At 69.7% G+C, this 23,529-nt stretch carries 24 protein-coding genes; 17 read left to right on the forward strand and 7 right to left on the reverse strand.

Going from position 1 to position 23,529, the window contains the following annotated elements; genetic code table 11:
* Positions 1-36: 36 nt before the first annotated feature.
* Positions 37-750 (forward strand): hypothetical protein, encoded by a 714-nt coding sequence (locus EL493_RS29195; protein WP_019048726.1) that lies wholly within the window; start codon positions 37-39, stop codon positions 748-750.
* 57 nt (positions 751-807) lie between these two features.
* On the opposite strand, the gene EL493_RS29200 is transcribed toward EL493_RS29195, so the two are convergent.
* Complete coding sequence (locus tag EL493_RS29200; protein WP_019048727.1) at positions 808-1,953, reverse strand: cytochrome P450; 1,146 nt, start codon at positions 1,951-1,953, stop codon at positions 808-810.
* A gap of 140 nt (positions 1,954-2,093) precedes the next feature.
* Between EL493_RS29200 and EL493_RS29205 the strand changes: the two genes are divergently transcribed.
* Genes EL493_RS29205 through EL493_RS29230 form a run of 6 tightly spaced genes read left to right on the forward strand, consistent with a single transcriptional unit; the run spans position 2,094 to position 7,674 of the window.
* A complete protein-coding gene (locus tag EL493_RS29205) occupies positions 2,094-3,122 on the forward strand; it encodes a 3-oxoacyl-ACP synthase III family protein (RefSeq protein ID WP_030200850.1) in 1,029 nt (342 codons plus the stop codon).
* 6 nt (positions 3,123-3,128) lie between these two features.
* Positions 3,129-3,995, forward strand: coding sequence for a beta-ketoacyl-[acyl-carrier-protein] synthase family protein (locus tag EL493_RS29210; protein WP_019048729.1), 867 nt, complete (start codon positions 3,129-3,131; stop codon positions 3,993-3,995).
* A complete protein-coding gene (locus tag EL493_RS29215; RefSeq protein WP_019048730.1) occupies positions 3,995-4,354 on the forward strand; it encodes a hypothetical protein in 360 nt (119 codons plus the stop codon). Before EL493_RS29210 ends, EL493_RS29215 begins: the two co-directional genes overlap by 1 nt.
* A gap of 31 nt (positions 4,355-4,385) precedes the next feature.
* Positions 4,386-5,405, forward strand: a complete 1,020-nt coding sequence (locus EL493_RS29220) for an NAD-dependent epimerase/dehydratase family protein (RefSeq protein WP_019048731.1) — start codon at positions 4,386-4,388, stop codon at positions 5,403-5,405.
* Complete coding sequence (locus EL493_RS29225; protein ID WP_019048732.1) at positions 5,402-6,160, forward strand: glycosyltransferase family A protein; 759 nt, start codon at positions 5,402-5,404, stop codon at positions 6,158-6,160. The genes EL493_RS29220 and EL493_RS29225 overlap by 4 nt, the downstream gene beginning before the upstream one ends.
* A complete protein-coding gene (locus tag EL493_RS29230) occupies positions 6,157-7,674 on the forward strand; it encodes a class I adenylate-forming enzyme family protein (protein ID WP_019048733.1) in 1,518 nt (505 codons plus the stop codon). Before EL493_RS29225 ends, EL493_RS29230 begins: the two co-directional genes overlap by 4 nt.
* 7 nt (positions 7,675-7,681) lie before the next feature.
* On the opposite strand, the gene EL493_RS29235 is transcribed toward EL493_RS29230, so the two are convergent.
* The gene (locus tag EL493_RS29235) at positions 7,682-8,992 is read right to left on the reverse strand and encodes a phthiocerol/phthiodiolone dimycocerosyl transferase family protein (RefSeq protein WP_126405940.1); all 1,311 of its coding nucleotides are present in this window, start codon (positions 8,990-8,992) and stop codon (positions 7,682-7,684) included.
* 155 nt (positions 8,993-9,147) lie between these two features.
* Between EL493_RS29235 and EL493_RS29240 the strand changes: the two genes are divergently transcribed.
* From EL493_RS29240 to EL493_RS29255, 4 genes are all read left to right on the forward strand, one after another.
* Entirely contained in the window at positions 9,148-9,426 is a 279-nt protein-coding gene (locus EL493_RS29240) for a hypothetical protein (protein WP_019048735.1), read from the forward strand.
* On the forward strand, positions 9,423-9,746 hold the full coding sequence (locus tag EL493_RS29245; protein WP_019048736.1) for a hypothetical protein: 324 nt from the start codon (positions 9,423-9,425) through the stop codon (positions 9,744-9,746). Before EL493_RS29240 ends, EL493_RS29245 begins: the two co-directional genes overlap by 4 nt.
* 57 nt (positions 9,747-9,803) lie before the next feature.
* On the forward strand, positions 9,804-10,481 hold the full coding sequence (locus EL493_RS29250) for a pentapeptide repeat-containing protein (protein ID WP_019048737.1): 678 nt from the start codon (positions 9,804-9,806) through the stop codon (positions 10,479-10,481).
* Positions 10,482-10,560: 79 nt separating this feature from the next.
* Complete coding sequence (locus EL493_RS29255) at positions 10,561-11,337, forward strand: peptidase inhibitor family I36 protein (RefSeq protein ID WP_019048738.1); 777 nt, start codon at positions 10,561-10,563, stop codon at positions 11,335-11,337.
* A gap of 3 nt (positions 11,338-11,340) precedes the next feature.
* On the opposite strand, the gene EL493_RS29260 is transcribed toward EL493_RS29255, so the two are convergent.
* The 3 genes from EL493_RS29260 to secA form a co-directional block, all read right to left on the reverse strand.
* Positions 11,341-11,745 carry a type II toxin-antitoxin system VapC family toxin gene (locus EL493_RS29260; protein WP_019048739.1) on the reverse strand — a complete coding sequence of 135 codons (405 nt, stop codon included), beginning with the start codon at positions 11,743-11,745 and terminating at the stop codon, positions 11,341-11,343.
* Positions 11,742-12,008, reverse strand: coding sequence for a hypothetical protein (locus EL493_RS29265; RefSeq protein ID WP_019048740.1), 267 nt, complete (start codon positions 12,006-12,008; stop codon positions 11,742-11,744). Before EL493_RS29265 ends, EL493_RS29260 begins: the two co-directional genes overlap by 4 nt.
* A gap of 85 nt (positions 12,009-12,093) precedes the next feature.
* Positions 12,094-14,892, reverse strand: a complete 2,799-nt coding sequence (gene secA, locus EL493_RS29270; RefSeq protein WP_030200859.1) for a preprotein translocase subunit SecA — start codon at positions 14,890-14,892, stop codon at positions 12,094-12,096.
* A 247-nt stretch (positions 14,893-15,139) separates the two neighbouring features.
* Here secA and EL493_RS29275 point away from each other — a divergent pair, with 247 nt between their 5' ends.
* The 6 genes from EL493_RS29275 to bluB all read left to right on the forward strand — a co-directional run bounded on the left by EL493_RS29275 (position 15,140) and on the right by bluB (position 21,944).
* A complete protein-coding gene (locus EL493_RS29275) occupies positions 15,140-16,549 on the forward strand; it encodes a WS/DGAT/MGAT family O-acyltransferase (protein WP_030200861.1) in 1,410 nt (469 codons plus the stop codon).
* Positions 16,550-16,589: 40 nt separating this feature from the next.
* A complete protein-coding gene (locus EL493_RS29280) occupies positions 16,590-17,102 on the forward strand; it encodes a DUF6912 family protein (RefSeq protein WP_174436009.1) in 513 nt (170 codons plus the stop codon).
* A 117-nt stretch (positions 17,103-17,219) separates the two neighbouring features.
* Positions 17,220-18,350, forward strand: coding sequence for a ferredoxin reductase (locus EL493_RS29285; RefSeq protein ID WP_019048744.1), 1,131 nt, complete (start codon positions 17,220-17,222; stop codon positions 18,348-18,350).
* Positions 18,351-18,541: 191 nt separating this feature from the next.
* Positions 18,542-19,942: a fatty acid desaturase family protein gene (locus EL493_RS29290; protein WP_019048745.1), complete on the forward strand. Its 1,401-nt coding sequence runs from the start codon at positions 18,542-18,544 to the stop codon at positions 19,940-19,942.
* A 99-nt stretch (positions 19,943-20,041) separates the two neighbouring features.
* Entirely contained in the window at positions 20,042-21,286 is a 1,245-nt protein-coding gene (locus EL493_RS29295) for a fatty acid desaturase family protein (protein WP_019048746.1), read from the forward strand.
* Positions 21,287-21,308: 22 nt separating this feature from the next.
* Positions 21,309-21,944, forward strand: coding sequence for a 5,6-dimethylbenzimidazole synthase (gene bluB / locus EL493_RS29300; protein WP_019048747.1), 636 nt, complete (start codon positions 21,309-21,311; stop codon positions 21,942-21,944).
* A gap of 51 nt (positions 21,945-21,995) precedes the next feature.
* Here bluB and hpf read toward each other — a convergent pair whose 3' ends face one another.
* Together hpf and EL493_RS29310 are read right to left on the reverse strand one after the other, a co-directional pair.
* The gene (hpf, locus tag EL493_RS29305) at positions 21,996-22,694 is read right to left on the reverse strand and encodes a ribosome hibernation-promoting factor, HPF/YfiA family (RefSeq protein ID WP_022567037.1); all 699 of its coding nucleotides are present in this window, start codon (positions 22,692-22,694) and stop codon (positions 21,996-21,998) included.
* A 183-nt stretch (positions 22,695-22,877) separates the two neighbouring features.
* On the reverse strand, positions 22,878-23,522 hold the full coding sequence (locus EL493_RS29310) for a ComF family protein (RefSeq protein ID WP_030200867.1): 645 nt from the start codon (positions 23,520-23,522) through the stop codon (positions 22,878-22,880).
* Positions 23,523-23,529 lie beyond the last annotated feature (7 nt).

Here is a 23,529-nt window from a genome sequence, read left to right on the forward strand (position 1 = left end):
CCCCGGGAGCATGCCATTGAGGGAAAGACTGCATTCATGAAGTTCAGCAAGGTTGCCGCAACCTCCGCACTTGTCATCGCCGCGCTCGGTATCGCCACCGGCACCTCGCACGCCGCTCCGGCGCCCGCCCCCGTCCCCGCCTTCCTCGACGGCGTCGGCCAGGGCGTGAACCAGGTGCTGCCCGGGATCAACTGGAAGACCGCCATCGAGGGCGACTCCGTGGTCGTGGAGACCGACGCGGGCTCGCTTACCACCGCGAACAACCAGTTCCAGGTGCTCGACGACGCGGGCAACGTGGTGGTCGGGTTCCCGCTCGCCTACACGCTCAACGATCTCGAGTACCCGATCGACGCCGCCATCGACGGCACCCGCGCCGTGCTGACGCCGCGCACCGAGGCCGCCTCGGCCCGCCCGTCGACCCTGCTCAAGGACGTCGTCCGGCAGGACGCCTTCGACGACGCGGTGAGCGCCGCCGCCACCCAGTTCGGCATCATCACCGCCATCGGCACCCTGGTCGGCACCCTCGTCGGCGGTGTCGCCGGCTGCGCGATCGGCGCCGCGGGCGGCCTGATCCTGGGCATCCCGGTACTCGCCCTCGGCGGTGCGACCGGTGTCGCCGGCTGCCTGGCCGGTGGCGCGGTGGGCATCCCGCTCGGCGCCGCGGCCGGTCTGGTGATCACCGGCGTGCCCGCCGCGATCGCGATCGGCATCGGTTTCCACAACCGGATCAACGCGCCGGAGAACCAGTAGCCCCAGCCGCGACAGGCCCGTCCACCGATCGGTGGGCGGGCCTTCGTGCTGTCCGGGTCAGCGCGCGAGCCGGATGCGCAAGGTCTCGTAGGTGGGGATGAACACCTTCCGGCGATACCGGCGCTCGACGATCTCCCACGGCCTGCCGTCGGCGGTGAGCGCGGTGAGCAGCGCGGTCAGTTCGGAGTGGACCAGCTGCGCGCCCAGGCACAGATGACGTCCGCCGCCGAACCACAGCTGCCGGGTCTCCGGCACGTAGTCGCGGTGCACGGAGAACTCGCCGACGGCGTTGTTGATCGTCCAGGTGAGGATCTTGACGTGCTCCCCGGCGCGCAGTTCCCGCCCGCCGACGCGCACGTCCGCGGTCACCGACCGGCCGACCAGATAGGCGGGACTGGTCACCCGCAGGGTCTCGCGCACCGCGTCGGGCAGCCGTTCGGGTGCGGCCAGCAGGGCCCGATGCTGACCGGTGTCGTGCATGATCGCGACCATCCTGGTCATCGCGCTGGCCAGGGTGTCGGTGCCCGCGACGGCCATCAGGATCGCCAGGCCGGCCGCGTGTTCCACGTCCAGCCCGAGTTCCCGGCAGCGCCCGAGCGTCGTGTCGGGGTCGGCGCGCGCGTAGGCGCCAGGGACATTGACAGCCAAACGGGTGGCCAGCTCTTTGGCACGGGCCACCGCGACGGGGTCGAGGGTGGTCGAGGCCATGGTGCCGAAGCCCAGGTTGACCAGCTCTTCCACGTGGTGGAACAGGCGCAGGAACAGCGCGTCGGTGTCGTCGGTGGGGTCACCGCCGATGGCCGCGGCGATGTCCTCGGGGCGCATGCCGACCAGGTCGGACACGCTGCGCCCGACCAGGATCTGGGCCCGCGCGGCGATGTCGACGGTCTCGCCCCGTGCCAGCCGATCCGAGAGATCCCGCAGGTCAGGACCGATGACGCGCTGCACGAGGGCGTCGGTGTGGGTGAGGGTGAACAGGTCACGAACCTTGGTCCGCAGCTCGGTGTGGCCCGGTCCTTCGAACAGGTCCTCCACCCAGTCGCCGATGACCTGTGCCCACCAGTGCCCGGCCGCGCCCTCGGCGACGATGCTGAAGTGCGTGCTGTCGTTGTAGATCTGGCGCGCGACCAGCGGATCGGCCACGAACCAGCCCAGTTTCGGCACCCTGCGGATCGGGCGCGCCACCCTGCCCAGCAGCAGCACGCCTGGCAACCAGGGCTGACCTGCGGCGAGTAGGGTGAGTTCATGACGTCGGGCGACACTCCACACCCCGGCAGAATCTAGTTGACCCCGCCCGATTAGTGAAGATCTGTGGCTAGTATGGCGCGGAAGTGAAAGAGCACATGGTGAGATCCACAATCGAAGCCGTCGGCGCCTATCTGCCCGACCGCGAGGTCACAACAGCGGAATTGATGAGCCGGCTGGCCATCGACGCGCCACTGGATCTGGAGAAGGTCAGTGGCGTCGCGGCCCGGCGCGTGCGCGGGCCGGGAGAAGACTCCTTCGGCATCGCGCTGGCGGCGGCACGCAGTGCGCTGGCCAACTCACGGTACGAGGCCACCGATCTCGACGTGATCATCTCCTGCTCGATCACCCGCACCCGCGGCGACGACTTCTGCCTCGAACCCTCCTTCGCGCTCATGCTCCGCACCGAGCTGGGCGCGACCCGCGCGATCCACTTCGACGTGTCCAACGCGTGCGCGGGCATGCTCACCGGAGTGCTGGTGCTGGACAGGATGATCCGCTCCGGCGCGGTCCGGCGCGGCCTGGTGGTCTCGGGCGAGTGCATCACCCCGATCGCCGATACCGCGGTGCGCGAGATCTCGCAGAAATACGATCCGCAGTTCGCCTCGCTGACCGTCGGCGACGCCGGGGCGGCGGTACTGCTCGACAGCACCGACGGCCCCGGCCTGGACTACGTGGAACTCAACACCAGTGCCGCGTTCGCGAAGCTGTGCCTCGGCATGCCCAGCGATCAGGGGCCCGGTGTCGCGCTCTACACCGACAACCGCGCGATGCACAACGAGTCCCGGTACCTGCTGTGGACCTCGCGGCAGCGGGAGTTCCTGGCTGCGCGCGGTTCCAGCTTCGCCGCCGAGGACTACGACTACCTGATCCATCACCAATTCAGCGGTCCCGCCGTGGAATTGATCGACAAGATCGCCGAGCGCGAGTTCGACGCGGTGATGCCGCCCAAGCTGGCTGTGCTCGACCGGTACGGGAACACCGCTTCCACTTCACATTTCGTGGTGTTGCACGACGCACTGCGGCAGGGACTGATCGCGCCGGGGTCGAAAGTGCTGCTGGTGCCGGCCGCTTCCGGGGTGGTCGCCGGATTCCTGTCGGTGACAATCGGCGATCTGCGGGTATAGGACAGTATGGGAATCATCATTTCTTCGGCCGTCACGCAGACCGGCGGCGTCAGCTCGGTGGGCCAGGCGGCCACGGCGGCACGGGCGGCGCTGGAGGCGGCGAACTGTCCGTCCGACCAGGTCGACGCGCTGATCAACGTCGGTGTCTATCGCGACGCGAACCTCGTGGAACCGGCGGTGGCCGCGCTCATCCAGCAGGCCGCCGAGATCGGCCTGGAGTACCGGCCCGGTGACGTGCCCTGCCTGTCGTTCGACCTGATGAACGGCGCCTGCGGCCTGGTGAACGCCGTCGGCGTCGCCGCGTCGCTGCTGGCCGACCTGCCCACCGGACACGTGGTCGTCGTCTCCGGTGACGCGCACCCGTCGATGAGCGCCGACGCCGAGTTCACCTTCACGCCCGTCGGCGCGGCGCTGGTGCTGGAGAACTCCACCACCGCCACCGGATTCGGCGGCGTACACGTGAGCGCCGGCGACACCCTGCCCGATCCACAGGGTTACGTCACGCTGTCGGCGATGGGCACGACCGGCCGTTCGGCCATGACGGTGGAACTGGGCACGAGCACCGGCGAACTCGTCGAGCACGCGGCCGCCGCGGCCAGGGAAGCCTTGGCCGCCGACGATCTCGACGCGGCCGAGGTGGTGCTGATCTGCGGCAAGCCGACGCCGGAGTTCGCCGCGGAGCTGGCCGCCGAACTCGGCGCGGGTACCGTCGTCACCGACGACCTCGCCGGCGACGCGCATACCTCGGCCCTGACCGCGGGCTATGTGACCGCCCGCGCGGCCGGACTGACCGATCGTCCGCTGCTGTTCGTCGCCGCCGACGGCGGTCCGACGGCCGCAGCGGTCACCTATCGCGGACCTGAGGTGCGGTAATGGCCATGCATGCGACCCCGGCCGGGGACGACGAATTCAGCTGGACGGTGGAGGCGCCGCGCAACGGCCGGGCGCGGCATCGCGCACCGGGGGTGCCGAGTTCGTCCGCGGTGCTGGCACTGCGGGCGATCCCGGTGCTCGGCTGGGCCTTCCTGGCGCTCGGCGTGGTGCGGCCGTTCCGGTCGCGGCTGGGCCGGATCGTGTTCTGGATCGACGCGATGCTCAGCGTCGGCGTGCACGCGGCACAGATTCCGGTGGCGCGGCGGGAGGCCGCCCGGCGTGGGATTCCGGCGGGCCGGGCCGCGGCGATGACCATGCTGTTCGGGGCGACCTGGTGGAAAACCCTCGGCGATCGGTGACGCCGCGCGGGCGCGGCCGTACGGTGTCGTCATGACTGTCCTGGTGACGGGGGCGAGCGGATTCGTCGGCGGCGCGGTCGTGCGCGCCCTGGCCGGCGCCGGAACGACGGTCAGGGCGATGGTGCGGGATCCGGCGACCGCCCCGGCGGGTGTCGAAGTGGCGGTCGCCGAGCTGGGCGACACCGCCGCGCTGGCCCGCGCCGTCACCGGTGTGCGGGCGGTGGTGCACGCCGCGGCGCTGCTCGGGGAGTTCGGCAGGCCCGCGGAGTTCTTCGCGGTGAACGTGGCGGGCACCGACCGGCTCATGCAGGAGGCCGCGGCGGCCGGTGCGCGGCGGTTCGTGTTCCTCGGCAGTCCCAGCGCGCTCATGGCGCCCGACGGCGGTGATCAGCTCGGCATCGACGAGACGGTGCCGTATCCGGACCGCTTCCTGAACAGCTACTGCCAGACCAAGGCGGTCGCCGAACAGCTGGTGCTCGCCGCCGACACGCCCGCGTTCACCACCTGCTCGCTGCGGCCGCGCGCGGTGTGGGGCCCCGGCGATCGGCACGGGCCGATCGTGCAGATCCTGGCGAAGTTGCGCGCGGGCCGGCTGCCCGACCTGTCCGGCGGGCGCGAGGTGCTGGCCTCGCTGTGCTACATCGACCATCTCACGCACGCGGTGCAACTGGCGCTGACGGCCGAGAATGTCGGTGGGCGAGCCTATTTCGTGGCCGACGCGGAGCCGGTACAGGTATGGCCGACGATGGCGGCGGTGGCCGAGCGGTTCGGGCTGGCCGCACCGCGCGTCACCGTGCCCGCTCCTGTGCTGGGCGGCGCGCTGGCGGCGATCGAGACGGTGTGGCGGATCCCGGCGGTCGCGCAGCGCTGGACGCCGCCGCTGTCGCGCTACGCCGTCGCCCTGGTCACCCGATCGGCGACCTACGATCTGTCGCGCGCCGAACGCGAACTCGGCTACCGGCCGACGGTCCCGTTCGCCGAGGGACTGGACCGTTTCCACGACTGGGTCACCGAGATCGGCGGCCTGGACCGGCTGGTGGCGCAGCTGTGAGCGCCGGCGAGCTCTGGGTGGTGATCCCCGCCTTCGACGAGGAGCGCGGGATCGGCGCGACCCTGGAAGCCATTGCCGCGCAGCGTGATACCGGCTTCCGGGTGGTGGTGGTCGACAACGGTTCCAGCGACCGCACCGTCGAGATCGTGCGCGCGTTCGCGGCGGCGCATCCCGTGCCCGCCATCGAGGTGATCAGTGAGCCGCAGAAGGGCACCGGCGCCGCCGCCGACACCGGGATGCGCTACGCCATCGCCCAGGGCGCGGCCTACCTCGCCCGCACCGACGCCGACTGCCTGCCCGCACCGGACTGGACGCAGCGGATCAAGGCGGCGTTCGGCACCGGACTGCGGCTGGTCAGCGGGCAGCTGGTGCCGCGCACCGACGAAGGCATCTCGTGGGTCGACCGCACCGTCATCCGGGTCGCGCTGGAGGTGGCCTCGGCCTTCGGGAAGGTGCGCTCGGGCAATCGTGACCCGAAGTACTTGGGCCCGTACGTGATGACGCCCGGCTGCAATATGGCCATCACCGCCGAGTTGTACACGGCCGCAGGCGGATTCCCGCGCACCGCGATCGAGGATCTGCACGAGGACCGGGCCCTGGTGAACGCGGTGCGCACGATCACCACCGACTACGGCCTGCGTCGCGACGTGCGGGTCTACGGCTCCAACCGGCGGGTGCGGGCGTGGGGCATCCGCAAGACGCTGGCCTGGTACGCCGACCACCGGTACCGGCCCGACATCGTGGACATCCGGTGACGATCGATTTCCTGGACCACCTGGGGATGCAGGCCGACCGCATCCCCGACGCCTCGGCGCTCGGCACGGTGGGCAAGCGCGCCATGACCTATCGCGAGCTGGTCGGCACCGTCGACCGGGTCGCGGCCAATCTCGGTGCGGCCGGGTTCGTTCCGGGCGACCGGATGCTGTTCTCGATCCGGCCGAGCGTGTCCTCGGTGACCCTGATCTTCGGGGTGATCGCGGCGGGCGGCACCATCGTGTTCGTCGATCCCGGCGTGGGGCCCGAACTGTTCGCCCGCCGCGTGGCGCTGGTCGAACCGACCTGGGCCGCCACGGAATCGCTGCTGTACGCGGTGAGCGGACCGCTGTCCGGGTTCGGGCGCAGGCGCGGGCTCGCCCTCCCCCGGTTCGGCGCGCTCGACGTGCGCCACATCCACAGCGGCCCCTGGCTGCCCGGCACCCCAGCGGGGTCGATTCCGTTGCGCCGCTTCACCGGTCCCGCCGCGAGCACGGCGACCGTGCGCGCCGACCCGGCCGCGCCCGCGCTCATCGTGTTCACCTCCGGGACCACCGACGACCCGAAAGCCGTTGTCCACACCCGGGCTTCGCTGGGCGCCGGGCTGGCGGCGATGGGCGGGCAGACCAGCCTCGCGCCGGGCGCGTTCCTGCACACCGAGCAGCTGATGATGGGGCTGCCCGCGCTGATGGCGGGCGCGCGCTGGGCGATGCCGCCGTATCCCCGGTTCGGCACCCACGTCGATCCGGTGCGGTTCACCCAGAATCTGCACAGCGCGACGCACGCCTTCTACACCCCCGCCGATCTGGCGGTGGCGCTCACCGCGCTCGAAGCCGGCGAGATCGGGCCGCCGCCGTATCTGCGCCAGGTTGCGCTCGGCGGCGCGCCGGTCACGCCCGCGCTGCTGCGGCGAGCCCGGAAGTCGCTGCCCGGCACCGAGTTCCTGGCCGTCTACGGGATGACGGAGATCCTGCCCGTCGCGGTCACCAACGATGTCGCCAAGCTCGCGCACACCGGCGATCTGCTCGGGGCGCCGGTGCACGGGGTGACCGCGCGGATCGCGGCGGACGGCGAGCTGGTGCTGTCGGGGCCGAATCTGTGTCGCGGCTATCTCGGCGACGAACCGCTCACCGAGATCCACACCGGCGACCTCGCCCGCTTCGACGGTGACCAGCTGGTCCTCACCGGCCGCAAGAAGGACATGATGATCCGCGGCAAGACCAATATCTATCCGGGACTGTACGAACCGGTGATCACCGCGATCGACGGGGTTCGTGAAGCGATCATGGTCGGCATCCCCGACGAGGTCGGCGACGAGCGCATCGTCCTCGCCGTCGTGCCCGCTCCCGGCGCGGGCGATGTCGCCACGCTGCTGCGCACCCGGCTCCCGCATCTCATCGACACCTCCGCCGTGCCTGACGACATCGTCCTGGTCGACCGCATCCCGGTCACCGGCCGCACCAACAAGCCCGACCGCACCGCCCTGCGCGAGCAGCTGCGGCACCGGCTGGACTGAACCGTCGTCAGCGGTTGAGCGGGGCGACGGTGCGGTCGGCCAGGAGTTCGACGGTGGCGTGCGGGAGCTGGGTGTCGACGTAGCAGAAGGTGATCGACATCGTGTCGTCGTAGGTGGCCACGGCGACGGTGAGGGCGCTGGCACAGGAGTTGGTCCCCGCGACGGTGAGCGCCGTGATCGGCAGCGGCGCGGGAGTTTCGGGGGCGGTGAGCCTGCCGAGATTGCTGAGCGTGACATTCCACGGGGCCCGGCGATCGACGAGTTCCACCGCGCGGACACCGGATTCGAGGGAACGGGGGCAGCCGTAGCGGATGGCGGCCAAGCCGGCCAGGTCGGCGCCGCCGGTGATGCGCTGGGCCAGTTGCGCTTTGGCGGCCCGGGCGGCGTCCCAGAGTGACTCCCCCGGGCCGAAGGGGACGAAGGCCGGGACGACAGCGGTGAACATGCCCGGTTCGTCGTCGGCGGGCGCGGGCCGCAGCCGGGAGCGGACGTCGACGGGGATGCCGATCGCGGCCGTCCCGGAGCCCAGTGGGCGGTTCAGCGCGCCGAGCGCCTGGGCGAGGGCGGCGGTCAGGGCCGCGTTGACGGTGACGCCCGCGCGGCGGCAGCGGGTGCGCAGCGCGGCGAGTTCGTTGCCGTCGATGGCGCGGATGACCGTGCGGGTACGGCGGGCGCGCAGGGGCGGCGGAGTGCCGGGCAGGCCGACGGCGCGCCGGGTGAACACCGTGAGCTGGCCGGTGAGATTCGTGCGGAGACAGGTGAGCAGGCGAGTGTGCCTGCGCGGGATCAGCTCGTCGGCGGGCGGCGTCGGCGGACGGGTGACGGTGGCCGCGGGTGCGCCGAAGGCGACGGCCAGGATGCGCGAGCCCAGCGCGGCCATCGACCGGCCGTCGATCAGCACATGGGAGAACACCAGGATCAGGTCGTGCTGTTCGTCGGAAGTGCCGGGGCGCCAGGCCAGATCGATCAGCCTGCCCGGTGCGGTCGCGAGGTCGACCGGGGTCGCGAGCTGTTCGTCGAGGACGGTGCGCCACTCGTCCGGGTCGGCGACGATCCGGTGCAGCACCGGCAGATGCGGATCCGGCGCGGGCACGAACCGCGGGCCGTCCGCGACGACCACCCGCAGCAGTGGATATTCGGCGACGACGGCGGCCGCCGCGTCCTCGAGCCGGTAGGCGCCGATCGGCCCGCGTACCCGCAGGCGGACCACGCAGTTGGCCGGCGACAGCTGATCGACCAGCCAGAACCAGCGCTCCGAGGCCGAGAGCTGGCGCTCGATCTCCCCGGCCCGCACCATCGCCCCACCTTCGCTCGTCACCTCACCACCACGACGATTCGCCCGTGCGCACGTCCTCGAGGGTACGACCGGGCCACCCACCGCGCCCGCATGTGTCGTCCACCGGTGCGCCGCCCCGACCCGCGACCAGAGCACAGGCCGTTCACAGGCTGTTACTACGTGCGTATTATGAGGTTATGGGTTTCGAGTGGCCTGATTGGGCGATCGCTCACCTGGTCGGCGTCGAACCCAGCGAGGTACGGCAGGTCCTCGCAGCGTCACGACGGTGGCCACGCCCGGCCTTCGACGGTCAGGTGGCCGTTCTGACGGTGTGGGGGCGCACCACGGCCGGACGCCCGCTGATCGTGGTCACACGGCAGCGCGACGACTGGACGTGGGTGATCATCGGCGCCCGCGCGTTGCGCGCCGAGGAACTGGCGCAGTTCGAGGAGTGGGAAAGTGGGAACACCGCATGAGCGAGCAGGACTATCCATCGAGTAAGGAAGAACTCACCGACTTCATGGATCGGCTGAGTTTCTCCGACGCGCCCGCCGACGCCCCGCCCCGGCTGCCCGCCAACGAGGACATCATGGTGACCACCTCCATCCGGTTGCCCCTCGGGCTGCATTCCCGCCTGAAGGACCTGGCCGACGAACGCCGCGTCGGGGTGTCCACGCTGCTGCGGGAGTGGGCCGAAGCCGCGGTCGCCGAGATCGACGACGAGGATCAGCTGATCTCGCTCGCCGAGGCGAAACGCGCGCTGTCGCGGGTCCACCCCATCCATCGGGCCAGCTGATCCACCGACCCGCCGGGATCGTGCACGCGCGAAAACCACAGGGTGTAAACATGGCTCATGAAATTCTGGCGGCGTCGCCCGAAAGGTGATCTGCACGCGGTGCCCTCCTGGCCCACCGACCCCGACGCCAGGCAGGCGCTGGCCCGCTATCTGAACAATCTGCCCACCGACCCGGCCGCCCCGCGCACGACCGAAATGCTGTTCAACGGCTGGGGACTCGACCTCGGCGGCAGCGACCTGTCCGGGCTCGACCTGGGTGGCGCCGAGCTCGGCGAGGCGCGGCTGACGGGGGCGCGGCTGGTCGACACCGACCTCTACGGCGCGTGGATGCTGTCCACGGATCTGTCCGGCGCGGACCTCACCGGCGCCGACCTGGGCAAGGCGCAGGCCCGCGACTGCACCCTGCGCGAGACCACCTTGCACGGCGCCCGCCTGATGAAGGCCGACTTCGCGACCTCCGATTTCCACGGCGCCGACCTCACCGGCGCCGACCTGCGCCGAGGCACGTTCAGCGACACCGACTTCCGCGGCGCCAGCCTGCGCGGGTGCCGCGTCGACTCGGCCAGCTTCTGTGGCGCGCGGCTGGGACACTGCGCCGTCGCCGGGGCCGCGGGCACCATCGACGGCCCGGTCGACGTGGGCGAACGCAGCCCGCACTGGCTCGACGGCGCGGAACTCGCCGCCTGGTTCGCCGCCTCGGGCGCCCCCGCCGTCACCGTTCGTTCCCTGCACTAACCGAAACCACGCCCGGGCGCGGGGCACGCACTCACGAATTTCCTTGCCCTGGTGCGTATTCCGCGCGCATTCTGACGCGGTGCAGAAGCTGTTCGCGGTGATCCTCGCAGTCGTCGTCGGGTTCGGCGCCGCCGCCTGCCTCGACGACAAACCAGCCGGGGAGAAGTCGACCGCCGAGATCGCGCAGGAGATCGCCTGCGAGCTGGTGGTGCCGATCATCGACGCCGTGGTGGTGAAGATGCGGGCCGGCGTGACCGTGACGGCGACACTGATCGCCGCCGCCACCGGCCTCGCGCTGAGCAAGGCCTGCACGCTGCTGCTGGACCGGATCGGCGCGGCGCCCGACGAAGAACACGAGGTCACTCTCGACAACGGCAAGGGCTCGGAGACCACCAAGATCAGCGGCAACACCTTCACCAGCGTCACCGAGAGCTGGTGCAAGCGGACCGGCGGCTGCACCGGCTACGACCGCTGCCCCACCGACTACCTGTGCTTGTTCACCGGCAGCGAGGGCACCGGCAAGATGTCGCTGTTCAAGATCGGCTCCCCCGACCTGGCGGGCCAGCACATCGACGCCGCCACCGTCTCCGTCTACAACCGCAGCGGCAAGACCGCCACCCTCTTCGCCGCCCGCGGCCATTCCGGCGACACCCACACGGTCGCGACATCCGCCAAGGGCGATCTTCCCGCCGCCTGGCAATCTCGCGCTCGTTCTTTGACGGTCGGCCCCATCCCCACCGCCACCCCGACCACGCCCACCGGCCCGAGCACCCCGAAATCATCCGCGCCATCGTCGTCGACAACCACGTCGTCGACGACCACCACACCCACCAGTTCGTCGTCTTCCGTGAACTGAGCGCTACTCGCGGTCTCCGACGACGCGGACCGCGCACTTCACACCGGAGGCGTTGGCCAGCCTGCTGTCCGTGGTGAGCAGCTCACACCCATAGGCTTCGGCGGCCGCGACGTAAGCGGCGTCGTAGGCGGACAGGTTGTCGCGCAGTTCCCAGATCCTGGGGACGAGGACCCGGGTCACGGGAACCTCGGGGTCCAGCCTGCCGAGAGCGGTGACCGCACGGGCGCCCTGCTCGGCGGTGATGGTGCCCGCGCGGGTGAACCGCCGGATCACCGACAGCACCTCGACCGTCCAGTGTTGCGGAGCGATCCATCGATTGTCGGATTCCAGGGCACTGCGGCAGGCATCGCCGAGCGGGTCCGGGTTCAGGAGGGCATGGACGAACACCGACGCGTCGACCACGATCACCCGCCGAGCCCCCGCCCGCCCAGGTCCGAATCCCGTTCGGCCCGTTCGGCATCCAGCGCGACTTCCACCTCGCGCGTGGTGAAGGCGATGTCCATCGCGGCGGGGCTGAACTGTTTGAGTACGGCGATGTTGTCCTGCCTGCGTGCCTCGTCGCGGACCAGGTCGAACAGGAAGGCCTGGAGCGACTGGCCACGCTGCCGGGCCAGCGCGACCAGCTGGTCGCGCAGCGGCTCCGGCACATCACGTATCTGCAAGGCGACCATGCATGCAATAGTACATGCATGGTCGAAGTGCCGGGCAACGACCGAGGCCCCCGCACTGTGTGCGGGGGCCTCGGTGGGAGTCGGGTCAGCGGCGGCGCTTGCCCTTGGTGTCGGCGCGGGCGGCCTCGCGGCGCTCGCGGCGGGTACCGGACTGCTGGCCGCCGTATTCCTGGGCGTCGGAATGGGATTCGGCGCGGCCGTCCTCGGCGGGGCCCGAGTAGTTCAGGCCGCGGGGGGCCTGATCGGTGATGCCCTTGGCGCGCAGGGCGGGCGGGGCCTGGGTTTCGGCGGGGGCGTCCTGGGGGCGCGCGGCGCCGACCGGGGAACGCAGACCGGTGCCGACCGAGACGCCCTCGGGCTGCGGCTGCTGCACCTCGACCTGGAGGTTGAACAGGAAGCCGACCGACTCCTCCTTCAGACCCTCCAGCATCGCGGCGAACATGTCGAAGCCCTCGCGCTGGTACTCGACGAGCGGATCGCGCTGGGCCATCGCGCGCAGGCCGATGCCCTCCTTGAGGTAATCCATCTCGTAGAGGTGCTCGCGCCACTTGCGGTCCAGGACCGACAGCAGCACCTGACGCTCGAGGTTGCGCATCGCGCCCTCGCCGGCGAGGCCGTCGATCTCCTGCTCGCGCTTCTCGTAGGCGGTGTGCGCGTCGTCGAGCAGGGCCTGGCGCAGCTCGTCGCGGGTGAGCTCGCCCGCGTCACCGGTGGCGGTCTCGCCGACCAGTTCCTTCTGGTCCAGGCTCACCGGGTACAGGGTCTTGAGCGCGGTCCACAGCTTGTCCAGGTCCCAGTCCTCGACATAACCCTCGGCGGTCGCACCGTCCACGTAGGCGGTGGTCACGTCGGTGATCATGCTCTGGACCTGGCCCTCCATGTCCTCGCCGCGCAGGATCCGGTTGCGCTCGCCGTAGATGACGGTGCGCTGCTGGTTCATCACCTCGTCGTACTTCAAGACGTTCTTGCGGATCTCGAAGTTCTGCTGCTCGACCTGGGTCTGCGCGCTCTTGATGGCCTTGGAGACCATCTTGGCCTCGATCGGCACGTCGTCGGGCAGGTTCAGGCGGGTCATGATCGCCTCGAGCGCGGCGCCGTTGAAGCGGCGCATCAGCTCGTCACCCAGCGACAGGTAGAACCGGGACTCGCCCGGGTCGCCCTGACGGCCGGAACGACCGCGCAGCTGGTTGTCGATACGGCGCGACTCGTGGCGCTCGGTGCCGAGCACGTACAGGCCGCCTGCCTCGCGCACCTTGTCGGCGTCGGCCTCGGTCTGCTTCTTGACCTGCTCGAGCGCGGAGTGCCAGGCGGCCTCGTACTCGTCGGGGGTGTTCACCGGGTCCAGGCCCTGCTTGCGCAGCAGGATGTCGGCGATGATGTCGGCGTTGCCGCCGAGCACGATGTCGGTACCACGACCGGCCATGTTGGTGGCGACGGTGACCGCGCCGGGCCGGCCGGCCTCGGCGATGATCTGGGCTTCCTGCTCGTGGAACTTCGCGTTCAGCACCGAGTGGGCCACACCGCGCTTGGTGAACTGCTTGGACAGGTACTCCGAGCGCTCGACGCTGGTGGTACCGATCAGGACCGGCTGGCCCTTCTCGTGCCGCTCCACCACATCGTCGACGACCGCGTTGAACTTGGCCTCTTCCGACTTGTAGATCAGGTCGGCCTGGTCCTTGCGGACCATCGGCTTGTTCGTCGGGATGGGGACCACGCCGAGGCTGTAGATCGAGTGCAGCTCGGCGGCCTCGGTCTCGGCGGTACCGGTCATGCCGGACAGCTTGTTGTAGAGGCGGAAGTAGTTCTGCAGGGTGATCGTGGCCAGCGTCTGGTTCTCCGGCTGGATCTCGACCTTCTCCTTGGCCTCGATCGCCTGGTGCATGCCCTCGTTGTAGCGGCGGCCGACCAGGATGCGACCGGTGAACTCGTCGACGATGATCACTTCGCCGTCGCGGACGATGTAGTCCTTGTCGCGGGTGTAGAGCTCCTTGGCCTTGATGGCGTTGTTCAGGTAGCTCACCAGCGGCGAGTTCGCGGCCTCGTAGAGGTTGTCGATGCCGAGCTGGTCCTCGACGAACTCCACGCCCGCCTCGTGCACACCGATGGTGCGCTTCTTGATGTCCACCTCGTAGTGGACGTCCTTCTTCAGCAGCGGCGCGATGCGCGCGAACTCGGCGTACCACTTGGACGAGGCGTCGGCCGGGCCCGAGATGATCAGCGGGGTACGGGCCTCGTCGATGAGGATGGAGTCGACCTCGTCGACCACGGCGAAGTTGTGGCCGCGCTGGACGAGATCGTCCAGCGAGTGGGTCATGTTGTCGCGCAGGTAGTCGAAGCCGAACTCGTTGTTCGTGCCGTAGGTGACGTCGGCGTGGTAGGCGACGCGGCGCTCGGCGGGGGTCATGCCGCCCAGGATCACGCCCACCTCGAGGCCGAGGAAGCGGTGCACGCGGCCCATCCACTCGGCGTCGCGCTTGGCGAGGTAGTCGTTGACGGTGACGACGTGCACGCCCTCACCCGACAGGGCGTTCAGGTAGGCCGGGAGCACACAGGTCAGGGTCTTGCCCTCACCGGTCTTCATCTCCGAGATGTTGCCCAGGTGCAGCGAGGCGCCGCCCATGATCTGCACCTTGTAGTGCTTCTGGTTCAGCACTCGCCAGGACGCCTCGCGGGCCACCGCGAAGGCCTCGAGCAGCAGGTCGTCGAGGGTCTCACCGTCGGTGTAGCGCTGCTTGAACTCGGCGGTCTTGGCGCGCAGCTCGTCGTCGGTCAGCTGCTCGATCTCCTCGCCGTACGCGATGACCTCGTCGGCGAGGTTCGACAGCCGCTTGACCATGCGACCTTCACCAATCCGTAGCAACCTCGTCAGTGTCAGCGCAGGCACGGGTCTCGTCAGTCCTCTGGTCGGAGTGTGTTCGGCTAGTGAGCCACGGTGTTATGGGCCATCGTAGTCCGCAGCCCACCGTACCCGGCCGGGAGTACCCGTGCCCGGCGTACCGGCCGATGCCATCGGCCCAGGTCACAACGGCCGATGAGGCTCCTTGCCCGGCACCGCGATTCACCTACGTTGACGTAGGATGAGGCACGTGCCCGATCTGCGCGGTGCGGCACCGGAAGGAGTATCGGAGCGCGTGATCACGAGATTGACGCCGCAGGACGCGTCGTTCTACCGGCTCGAGTCGAGCAGCAACCCGATTCACATCGGCTCTCTCGCGATCCTCCAGAACACCGCGACCGGCGCCACGGGCCAGGTTCTCGACTACGAGGGCCTGATCGACCTGGTCGAATCCCGGTTGCCGCTGGTCCCCCGCTATCGCCGCAAGGTCCGCGAGATCCCGCTCGCCCTCGGCAGGCCGGTGTGGGTGGAGGACAGCCGCTTCGACATCACCTATCACATCCGCCGCTCCGCGCTGCCGGGTCCGGGCAGCGACGAACAGCTCTACGACCTGGTCGCCCGGCTGGCCTCGCGGCCGCTGGACCAGGCCAGGCCGCTGTGGGAGATGTACCTGATCGAGGGACTGGCCGACGGGCGCAGCGCGGTGTTCACCAAGTCGCACTCGGCGCTCGTCGACGGCGACACCGCGCTCGAGATCGGGCACGTGATCCTCGACAACACCCCGCTGCCCCGAGATCTGGCCGACGACGCCTGGCGCGCGCCCCGCGAGCCCACCGACGTCGAGCTGCTGGCCGGCGCGCTCTCGCAGCTGGCCGCGCAGCCGCGCGAGGCCTACGAGGTGGCCCGCGACGCGGGCTCCAACGCGTTCGGGCTGGTCCGCGGCACTCGGATGGCGGTGAAGGCGGCGGCCGACGCGGTCCGCGCCGCGACCTCAGGCGTGGCCGACAGCCCGCTCAACGCCAGGACCTCGCGCAGCCGCCGCTTCGACGTGGTGCGCACCGACCTCGAGGACTATCGCACCATCCGGCGGCACTTCGACTGCTCGATCAACGACACCGTGCTCGCGGTGGTCACCGGGGCGCTGCGCAACTGGCTGCTCTCGCGCAACGAGGCACTGGTCGAGTCGACGAACCTGCGCGCGGTGGTGCCGATGTCGGTCTACGTCGACGGCGACGACCAGCTCACCCCGGCCAGCGAGGTGTCCTCGTTCCTCATCGATCTGCCGGTGGGCGAACCGAATCCGGTGATGCGGCTGTCGCACATCTCGCACGCCACCGAGGCCGCCGGCAGGCAGCGTCGCGGCGTGCGCGCCCGCACCCTGGTCCACCTGGCCGGTTTCGCGCCCGCCAGCCTGCACGCGATGAGCGTGCGCGCGGCGAGTACCTTCGCCGACAACACGTTCAATCTGGTGATCACCAACGCGCCGGGTCCACAGACCGCGATGTACATCGGCGGAGCGCGCATGCTGGAGATGTATCCGGTATCGCCGCTGCTGCGCAATCAGACGTTGAGCTTCGGGCTCACCTCGTACGACGGTCAGGTCTTCTACGGACTCAACGCCGACCGCGACGCCATGGCCGACATCGACGTCCTGGCGGCGTCGGTGCACGAATCGATGGAGGAGTTGCTCGGTGCCTGTATCTGACAACGGCAAGCTGCGCGTCTACATCCCGGCGACGATCCCGATGCTGCGCAGGCTCGTCGACGAGCGGGAGGTGTTTCCGCTCGGCGCGACCGCCTTCGCGGTCACGCCCGCGCTGCGCGAGGCCTACGCCGCCGGCGACGACGACGAACTCGCCGAGGTGGCGATGCAGGAGGCGGCCAGGGCGTCGCTGCGGCTACTGGCCGCCGACCGCGACGGGCTCGACGACGACGCCCCCGCCGCGGACACGGACGCGACGCCGGGCAGCCCGGTCTACCGGCGCGCGGTGATCGCCGCCGACGTCACCGGCGCCAAGCTGCGGCCCGATCTCGACGACGCCGTGGTGAAGCTGGCCGGGCCGATCACCTACGACCAGGTGGCCTCGGTGCATGTCGACCTGGCCGAGGCCGAGCCGCAGGTCGCCAAGGCCGTCGACGTGATCGACGCCGCCGATCTGGGCGATACCGACGCCGAGTTCGTCCTCGGTGACGCCGAGGACCACCAGCTCGCCTGGTACGCCACCCAGGAACTCCCGTTCCTGCTCGACCTGCTCTGACCGATCCCGGCATCGCGGGCAATCCGCCCCCTGCCAGAAAACCTACGATGCCGTAACCTGGCTGCGAGCGAGGCACCGCACGCCTGCTCGGATGCACACAGGGAGACAACGGCAAGCATGGTCATGAACAAGTTCCGGGAATGGCTGGAAGCACCGGCCGCGCAGGTCGCCGATCGCGGCGGCAAGCTCAACGTGCTGCGCGGCGCGGTGGCCCGGGTGACCACGCCACTGCTGCCCGACGACTACCTGCACCTGGCCAACCCGCTGTGGTCGGCGCGGGAGCTGCGCGGGCGGATCGTCGAGGTGCGGAAGGAGACCGCCGACTCGGCCACCCTGGTGATCAAGCCGGGCTGGGGTTTCGACTTCAAGTACAAGCCGGGCCAGTACATCGGCATCGGCATCCTGATCGACGGCCGCTGGAACTGGCGCTCGTACTCGCTGACCTGTCCGCCGGACTGGACCGGCGAGGGCGGCAAGCGGCTCATTTCCATCGCGGTGAAGGCGATGCCGGAGGGCAAGCTGTCCAGCCACCTCGTCAACGGGGTCGCCGCGGGCACCATCGTCCGGCTGGCCGCGCCGCAGGGCGGGTTCGTGCTGCCGGAGCCGCCGCCGGCCAAGGTGCTGTTCCTCACCGCGGGCAGCGGCATCACCCCGGTGATGTCGATGCTGCGCACGCTGGACCGGCGCGACGGTGTCACCGACGTGGTGCACGTGCACTCCGCGCCCACAGACGCCGACGTGATGTTCGGCGCCGAGCTGCGCGCCCTGCACGACAAGCACCCCAGCTTCGTCTCCCACCTGCAGCTGACCGACGCGCAGGGCCTGTTCTCGCTGGCCAGCCTGGACGAGCTCTACCCCGACTGGCGCGAGCGCGAGACCTGGGCGTGCGGTCCGGCACCGATGCTCGACGCGATCGAGCACCACTGGAAGGCCGCCGGGATCCCCGACAAGCTGCACGTGGAGCGCTTCGAGGTGGAGCGTTCGGCGATCGGCGAGGGCGGCACCGTGACCTTCGGCACCACCGGTCGCACCGTCGCCGCCGACGGCGCGACCAGCCTGCTCGAGGCGGGCGAGTCGGTGGGCGTGCAATTGCCGTTCGGCTGCCGCATGGGCATCTGCCAGACCTGCGTGGTCACGCTGTCGGCCGGACACGCCCGCGATCTGCGCAACGGTGACGAACGCCAGCCCGGCGACAAGGTGCAGACCTGCATCTCGGCCGCCGCGGGCGACTGCACACTCGACATCTGAGGATCCCGCCGCCGCGGGACAGCGGGTACCCTCGGAGTCATGCGTCGGCCATATGACTGGCCGACAGCGGCTGGTCCCGGCCCACCTCGTGCCGACCGGCGCGTCAGGGCCGAGAACAGCGGCGCAGCCGCTCCGTTCTCGGCCCGTTCACTGCTGAACCGGCCAGCCGCCAACCGACAGAGAGGACCCCGGTGGCCATCACCGATATCCAGGCCTTCGCCCATCTCACGGCCGCCGACATCGAGACACTGGGGAAAGAGCTCGATTCGATTCGCCGTGACGTGGAGACTTCGCGTGGCGAACGCGACGCGAAGTACATCCGGCGCACCATCGCCGCCCAGCGCGCCCTCGAGGTCGCGGGCCGCGCGGTGCTGTTCGGCAGCCGCAACCGCTGGGCCTGGCTCGGCGGCACGGCGCTGCTGTCGGTGGCCAAGATCATCGAGAACATGGAGCTCGGGCACAACGTCAGCCACGGGCAGTGGGACTGGATGAACGATCCGGAGATCCACTCCACCAGCTGGGAGTGGGACATGACCGGGACCTCGGCGCAGTGGCGCCGGGCGCACAACTACTCCCATCACACCTACACCAACGTCCTGGGCAAGGACGAGGACCTGGGCTTCGGCATCCTGCGGATGACCCGCGACGAGGCTTGGCACCCCAAGCACCTGGTGCAGCCGGCGGCGAACCTGTTGCTGGCCGCCACTTTCGAGTGGGGCATCGCGCTGCACGACCTCGGTATCGAGAAGGAGCTGGCCGGGATCCCCGCCAAGCAGGTGTTCTCGGAGCCGAACAAGGAGTTCGCGCGCAAGGCCGGTCGTCAGGTGGTCAAGGACTTCGTGCTGTACCCGGCGCTCACCGGCCCCGCCTGGAAGTCCACGCTGAAGGCGAACACCACCGCCAACCTGGTGCGCAACCTGTGGGCCTACGCGGTGATCTTCTGCGGTCACTTCCCCGACGGCGCCGAGAAGTTCACGATCGAGCAGCTCGACGGCGAGACCCAGGGCGAGTGGTACCTGCGCCAGATGCTGGGCAGCGCCAACTTCAAGGCCGGTCCGGTGATGGCCTTCATGAGCGGCAATCTCTGCTACCAGATCGAGCACCACTTGTTCCCCGACCTGCCGAGCAACCGGTACCCCGAGGTCGCGGTACGCGTGCGCGAGCTGTGCGACAAGTACGACCTGCCGTACACCACCGGCTCGCTGGGCAAGCAGTACCTGCTGGCGTTCCGGACCATCCACAAGCTGGCCCTGCCGGACCGTTTCCTCAAGCGGACCGCCGACGATGCGCCGGAGACGTCCTCGGAGCGCAAGTTCACCGGCATCTCGCTGCCGGAGGCGCTGCGGGTGGACCCCGAGACCGGTAAGCGCTTCGGCCTGCGCTCGGCGCTGCACGACGCGAAGGTGACGCTCGAGATCAAGGCCAGGCACGAGAAGGAGGTGCTGCGCGAGGCCAAGGCGACGCTGAAGGCGCGCGCCCGGCAGGAGAAGCTGGCGCTGCGCGAGGCCAAGCGCGCGCTCGCCGAGCGGGCCAAGCAGGAACGCGGCGTGCTGCGCGACCGGGCGGCCCGACGGATGGCCCGACACGCCTGAGATAACATCTCGATTTCGATTTCGCAATAGGACGTTTCACACATTCAGGGCGCGAAATCGCCAACCTACGCTCTCGTAACCTACGGTAGTGTAACCGGCATGGCGATCTCGGATGTCAAGGAATACGCGCACCTCACCGCCGCGGATGTCGAAGCTCTCGGTGCTGAGTTCGACGCGATCCGCCGCGAAATCGAATCTTCGCGGGGGGCCGCCGACGCGCGCTATATCCGCAACGTCATCCGCCTACAGCGAGCGCTGGAGATCAGTGGACGGACCGTCCTGTTCGCCAGCTTCCTGCCCCCGGCCTGGCTGGCCGGCGTCGCCCTGCTCGGCACCGCCAAGATCATCGAGAACATGGAGATCGGGCACAACGTCATGCACGGGCAGTGGGACTGGATGAACGATCCGGAAGTCCACTCCACCTCGTGGGAATGGGACAACGCGGGCCCGTCGGCGCACTGGAAGATCACCCACAACTTCCTGCACCACAAGTACACCAACGTGCTCGGCATGGACGACGACATCGGCTACGGCCTGCTGCGCGTCACCCGCGACCAGCGCTGGATGCCGTTCTACCTGGGCAACCCGGTCTACAACCTGCTGCTGCAGATGCTGTTCGAGTACGGCGTCGCCATCCAGCACCTGGAGCTGGGCAAGGTCGCCAAGAAGAAGTGGAGCAAGGACTCCCCGGAGTGGAAGCAGTTCGACGCCGACCGCAAGTTGGTGCTCAAGAAGATCGGTAAGCAGGCCGCCAAGGACTACCTGATCTTCCCGCTGCTCACCGGCCCGTCGTTCTTCTCCACCCTCACCGCCAACCTGGCCGCCAACGTGGTGCGCAATGTGTGGACCAACGCGGTCATCTTCTGCGGGCACTTCCCCGACGGCGCCGAGAAGTTCACCAAAGCCGACATCGAGAACGAGACGCAGGGCGAGTGGTACCTGCGCCAGATGCTGGGCAGCGCCAACATCAGCGGCGGCAAGGTCATGCACTTCATGACCGGCAACCTGAGCCACCAGATCGAGCACCACCTGTTCCCGGACCTGCCGAGCAACCACTACGCCGACATCGCGGTGCGGGTGCGCGAGCTGGCCGAGAAGTACGACCTGCCCTACACCACGGGCTCGCTGCCGGTGCAGTACTTCAAGTCCTGGCGCACGATCCTCAAGCTGTCGCTGCCCAACAAGTACCTGCGCCACACCTCCGACGACGCGCCGGAGACCAAGTCGGAGCGGTTCTTCGGCGGCAACGCAGTCCCCACCGTCGACCCGGTGACCGGCCGTCGCCGTGGCCTGCGCACCGCGCTGGCCGCCGGTCGCAAGCTGGCCCGCCGCTCGGCGGCCTGACGGTCCTGGTTGACTGGTCGGCGTGTGTGCCGACCAGTTGAGCGTCTACGACGCGATCCGCCTGCGCCGTGACGTGCGCGCCGAGTTCACCGGCGAGCTCGTCGGCGACGAGACCCTCTGGCGGATCCTCGACGCCGCCCATCGCGCGCCCAGCGTCGGCAACTCCCAGCCGTGGGACTTCGTCGTGGTCCGCCAGGCCGACACCCTGCGCCGCTTCGCCGAGCACGTCGCGGACAAGCGCACCGAGTTCCGCGACGCGCTGCCCGCCGACCGGGCCGAGACCTTCGAGCCGATCAAGATCGACGGCATCGTCGAGAGCGGCACCGGCATCGTGGTCACCCACGACGACCGCCGCGGCGGACCCCAGATCCTGGGCCGTGCGACCGTGCCGGAGACCGGCGTGTACTCGACCGTGCTGGCGATCCAGAACCTCTGGCTGGCCGCCACCGCCGAACAGGTCGGCGTCGGCTGGGTGTCGTTCTACGATCCGGAATTCCTGCGCGCGCTGATCGATCTGCCCGCCGGGATCAAGCCGGTGGCCTGGCTGTGCGTGGGGCCGGTACGCGAGTTCCAGCAGGTCCCCGACCTGGAACGGTTCGGCTGGCGGACCGGCCGGGCCCTGGCCGAGGCCGTGCATCACGAAACCTTCGGTGGCTGAACGCGATCCGGGCACCCGCTGGAAGCGGATGCCCGGATCGGTGGTGCCGGATCAGGCCAGTCGGATCAGGCCGTAGTCGAAGGCGTGTCTGCGGTAGACGACCGAGGGACGGTCGGTCTCGCGGTCGTGGAACAGGAAGAAGTCGTGTCCGACCAGTTCCATCTGGTACAGCGCGTCGTCCACCGACATCGGTGTCGCGGTGTGCACCTTGGTGCGCACGATGTGGCCGGGGCCCTCGTTCAGCTCGGGCTCTTCGGCGTGCGCGTGCGCCGCGGCGCCGTTCGGCGCGGCGAACAGGGAATCATCCACCAGTGTCGCGGTGGCCTGCGCGACCGAGACCGGCGTCTTGTCGCCGTAGTGCACGACGCGCCGCTTGTCCTTGGTCCGGCGCAGTCGGCTCTCGATCTTCTGGGTGGCCGATTCGAGGGCGGCGTAGAAGCTGTCGGCGCAGGCTTCCGCGCGCACGATCGGTCCGCGCCCCCGTGCGGTGATCTCCACCCGCTGGCAGGCCTTGCGTTGACGACGGTTGCGTTCGTGGAACAGTTCCACATCGAAGAGGAATATCGACGGATCGAAGCGCTCGAGCCGAGCCAGCTTCTCCGAGACATGGATTCGATAGTGGTCGGGGACTTCGACATTCCGACCGGAGACCACCACTTCGGCGTGCGGGTTCTCGGTCGAGTCGGCGGCGCTTTCGCCCTGCGCCGTAGGGTCAGCATCTCGCACTGATGCCCGTGAAGAAGTCGTCACGCGTACCTCCCGGATATGGCCGCACACGATGAAGCGAATGCGGCGGGATTGAGCTGTGCCGATCGGGATTCGCTCGGCACCAGATGTCCGCGGCGCCACCTCCCAAACTCGTCGTTCGGTGTGTGATCGCGACGCTAGTCCGCCATGGGCAAGTCCGCCACTGTTCACGCAAATTTCGCGGAGTCAAGCCGCACAGGTCACCAAAACAGCACACGGCGATACGCCGATTCGGCCAAGAACGCGTACCGACTCGGTGACGGTTGCCCCTGTCGTCAGCACGTCGTCGACCACGACGACCTCGGAGTTCGCGGCCGGAACGGCCGGTTCGGATACCCCGCGCGCGGTCATGATCCGCCCGCGCAGATTGTCGGCGCGCTCACCGGCGCTCAACCCGACCGAATCGCGCACACCGCGCCCCATCCGCAGCAGCGGCACGCATCGGCTATCGATCAGCCACCGCGCCGCCATCGCCGCGGCGCCGGCCACCGGGTCGCCGCCGCGGCGCCGTGCGGCCGCGGGCCGGGTGGGCGCCGGAACCAGCAGCAGCGGTCTGTCCCGGTCGCGTAAGCGGGCCAGGGCGAGCGCCAGAGCCAGGCCGAGCGGCGCGGCCAGATCACGTCGGCCGTGCTCCTTGGCGGCCAGTACGGCCCGCCTGCCCGGCCCCTGGTACGGCCCGAGCGCCCAGCACGGCACGCCGGGATCGGTGCGCGGGCGGACCCGCACGGGCGCGCGGCTCAGGATGTCGGCGCAGTCGGCACACCAGGCGGTGCCCGCGGTCGCGCAACCACCGCAGTGGACGGGCAGCACCAGATCGAGCAAAGCTCTCATAGCGAGC

It is taken from the genome of Nocardia asteroides (assembly GCF_900637185.1).
Taxonomy (GTDB): Bacteria; Actinomycetota; Actinomycetes; order Mycobacteriales; family Mycobacteriaceae; genus Nocardia; species Nocardia asteroides.

Excerpts from the sequence above, each read along its gene's own strand:
- EL493_RS29245 (WP_019048736.1), top strand. The coding sequence starts at position 9,423 with ATGAGCGAGCAGGACTATCCATCGAGTAAGGAAGAACTCACCGACTTC.
- EL493_RS29310 (WP_030200867.1), bottom strand. The coding sequence starts at position 23,522 with ATGAGAGCTTTGCTCGATCTGGTGCTGCCCGTCCACTGCGGTGGTTGC.
- EL493_RS29280 (WP_174436009.1), top strand. The coding sequence starts at position 16,590 with ATGCTGCGCAGGCTCGTCGACGAGCGGGAGGTGTTTCCGCTCGGCGCG.
- EL493_RS29220 (WP_019048731.1), top strand. The coding sequence starts at position 4,386 with ATGACTGTCCTGGTGACGGGGGCGAGCGGATTCGTCGGCGGCGCGGTC.
- EL493_RS29210 (WP_019048729.1), top strand. The coding sequence starts at position 3,129 with ATGGGAATCATCATTTCTTCGGCCGTCACGCAGACCGGCGGCGTCAGC.
- EL493_RS29250 (WP_019048737.1), top strand. The coding sequence starts at position 9,804 with ATGAAATTCTGGCGGCGTCGCCCGAAAGGTGATCTGCACGCGGTGCCC.
- EL493_RS29215 (WP_019048730.1), top strand. The coding sequence starts at position 3,995 with ATGGCCATGCATGCGACCCCGGCCGGGGACGACGAATTCAGCTGGACG.
- EL493_RS29195 (WP_019048726.1), top strand. The coding sequence starts at position 37 with ATGAAGTTCAGCAAGGTTGCCGCAACCTCCGCACTTGTCATCGCCGCG.
- EL493_RS29285 (WP_019048744.1), top strand. The coding sequence starts at position 17,220 with ATGGTCATGAACAAGTTCCGGGAATGGCTGGAAGCACCGGCCGCGCAG.
- EL493_RS29205 (WP_030200850.1), top strand. The coding sequence starts at position 2,094 with ATGGTGAGATCCACAATCGAAGCCGTCGGCGCCTATCTGCCCGACCGC.
- EL493_RS29295 (WP_019048746.1), top strand. The coding sequence starts at position 20,042 with ATGGCGATCTCGGATGTCAAGGAATACGCGCACCTCACCGCCGCGGAT.
- EL493_RS29265 (WP_019048740.1), bottom strand. The coding sequence starts at position 12,008 with ATGGTCGCCTTGCAGATACGTGATGTGCCGGAGCCGCTGCGCGACCAG.
- EL493_RS29240 (WP_019048735.1), top strand. The coding sequence starts at position 9,148 with ATGGGTTTCGAGTGGCCTGATTGGGCGATCGCTCACCTGGTCGGCGTC.